1 pseudogene is annotated in these 2,120 nt (G+C 39.6%); it reads right to left on the reverse strand.

Annotated features, from left to right (window positions below):
* Positions 1-2,113, reverse strand: a pseudogene (locus HMPREF9073_RS07655) (gliding motility protein); the annotation flags it as partial.
* Positions 2,114-2,120 lie beyond the last annotated feature (7 nt).

A 2,120-nucleotide genomic window follows, 5' to 3' on the forward strand; every position in this document is an offset into this window, starting at 1 on the left:
AGGTGAGTGTTGGGGCATTTATCACGTTGATAGTGTTTGTCTTCTCACAACCATTAGCATCTCGTACGTATACTGTATATGTACCCGTTTGACTCACTGTAAAAACTGGTGAGTTTTGATAACCATACAATACCGTAGTCCCTTTTCTCAACGAGAATTGCTTAGTACCTGTACCACCGGTAGCTGTAGCTGTAATGCTTGTCGTTCCATTACAACCTATGATAACATCATCGGGAGTGATGAGAACTAAGTTAGGTGGATTAGTAATGGTGAATGTACGGGTTACCTCGCAAGTAGGGTCATTAGGTAAATAACGGAATTTTACAGTATGAGTTCCCGCTGGAATATTGTTCCACACAATATCAAGTGAGTTAGAAGGCGCAAAAGCACTTCCATCTTTACTTGTGTAAGAAACACTTAAATGTGCATTTTTGAGAGAAACTTTATAGGTACCTCCCTCTCCATTACATTTAGGTTGAATAATTTTCTCAGTATTTGGAATTATACCAAATGCTTTGTCGTTATCTATATTTACTGTGAGGGTATGGGTAAAACCACAGGCTTCGGGTTCTTGGTAAAGATAGATATCATCCATAGCCAAGTCGTTACCACTAGTTACCAAACTATGTGAACGAATTACTGCTATGAGCTCAGTATTATTACCAGGGTTAAGCGGACGTTCAAATACAGTCCAATCATTACGGTTCTTTGCACCCCTAATGCGTGGATCGATACGTACTGAAACAAGAGGTGTATTATTATTAATAGCTGCTTGATTAGCATACAATTCTATAGAAAGGTCGGGGGCACCACTTGGATAACGCCAATCGTTGAATCCTAATAGGTTCATCAGTGCTACCGAGAATTTTATCTCTTTGTTAGCAATAATGTCCTTCATAGGTCGCTGATAAAGAATTGCTCCCTCGTGTCCTAATACATTACCAATGTTCACCAAGAACACACGCCCTTGAGGTAACCCTGAGTGATCGGTAGGTGCCCACCAAGCAGGGTTATTAGGATTTAGAGCTTGTGAGACAACATATTCACCATCGGCAAGACCAGTGCCTTCACGGTTGTATCCTGCCCAAGGAGTACCATAGCCATTCTTAGGCATAGAACCATCTTGTAACTCTAAATAATAAGCCTTGTTGATATATTCATTACCTCCGTTACGCCCTGTACCAAAGTCTTCTAAGAAGAGTACATTTTTGCTTGGAGGATTAGCATCGGCGTACTTAATAGTAATAGTATGTGTACCAGGGGTAAGATTTGAAAAGACATTGCTACCCGCAGGATGACCATCTATTTCATAGGTATAGGTATAAGTACTTTTGTTGTTACCCACTGTAACTATTCCTTTTCCTAAGCAATCATAGGTAATAGAAGGGGTGAAAATAGGTTCTGTGATTTTTTTAGGAACAACAACCTTTAAATTAGTACGTATACAACCTATCTTATCACGTACTGATAGGTTATAAGTCCCCGGTAGCAACCAACGTTGGTGAGTAGTTGTCCATACTCCATCACCAAAGTTATACTCATAAGGTTTTACACCTCCTTGTACATTAGAGAAACGCACCAAGGCTTTATCTTCATTAGCTCCTGTACCGCAACCTATTAATTTTTCTACTCCTGCAGAGGCAATGAGGTTACCACCAATAGCATTACCCATTGTGCGTGTAGAAGATATAGTACAAGAAGCTGTGCTACCATACTTATAACGCAAGGTAGGGGTATAAGTTTTACCTGGCACAAGATTGACAAATTCACGACCTGATTGGAAAGAAGTACCATCTACACTATATTCATAGGTATAGGTTACGGTGCTCTGAGGTTCACTGAAAGTAATTTTAGCTTTCGCTCCACAATCAATAAGGGCATCGGTAACTGTGAAAGTAGGTGCAGGTAAGGTTTGTATAGACTTTGTTGTTTGTGTTGAACAACCATTAGCATCTACTACTGTAAAGTTATAAGTACCTGCTGAAGTTACTTCAAAATCATAATAATCACCTGTGAAATTATTAAAATAAGTTACCCCATCACGTGTAAACTGATAAGTAGCACCTTTAGTACCACCACTTGCTGTTACACGTATTACTCCGGTTCCACACATTATAGGT

Source organism: Capnocytophaga sp. oral taxon 326 str. F0382 (assembly GCF_000318295.1).
Lineage (GTDB): Bacteria > Bacteroidota > Bacteroidia > Flavobacteriales > Flavobacteriaceae > Capnocytophaga > Capnocytophaga periodontitidis.